The following is a 540-nucleotide window of genomic DNA, read 5'->3' on the forward strand; positions in this document are numbered from 1 at the left end:
CTGATTTGGAGGTCCCACCCTGCCTCGAATTCGAGGACCTCAGACAGGCCAGACACGGCCCGGGACAGTATGAAAAGCCCCTTCTGCACCTTGAGGCGTGGAAGCCTCCCACCAGCCACGTAGAGCAACGCGAGTACGTAGTCGGCCGCCGTGGGAACACCCTCAAACTCCCTCTTCAGCTTCTCTATTATTCTTTCCAGTCTATGTTCTCTCATAATAGCCGTGGAGCGCGAAACTTACGGTTTCGTTGTAGAGGTTTTTGTATTTCACGACGAGACAGTTGCCATTTGCGGCGATGATTCCGTCCGGCCATTTAACCACCCTATAGCCGATCTCCTCGAAATAAGAAGCCTTGTCAGCGATTAATTGCTCAATGAGGTCCTCTATCTCAATAAGCAACTCTTGAGGCACGTCGACAGCTCTGCCGCACATCTCATAGAATTCATCTGACGATATATCCACAGCCCCGCTCATAGGCTCTATCTCCGTCATACCGCGCTGACGAGGCACTCGTCGTCTTCCTCGAAGCACACGATCTCC

2 protein-coding genes are annotated in these 540 nt (G+C 52.6%); both read right to left on the bottom strand.

Annotation, left to right across the window (positions count from 1 at the left end; genetic code table 11):
• Positions 1-215: hypothetical protein (locus tag ACP5J3_RS15060; protein WP_428496414.1), on the bottom strand; the 215-nt coding region annotated here is incomplete at its 3' end.
• Positions 202-540 (bottom strand): hypothetical protein (locus ACP5J3_RS15065; RefSeq protein ID WP_428496415.1); only part of this gene is annotated, 339 nt, incomplete at its 5' end. The genes ACP5J3_RS15060 and ACP5J3_RS15065, both read right to left, overlap by 14 nt.

The organism is Pyrobaculum sp., from assembly GCF_049971835.1.
Classification (GTDB): Archaea; Thermoproteota; Thermoprotei; order Thermoproteales; family Thermoproteaceae; genus Pyrobaculum.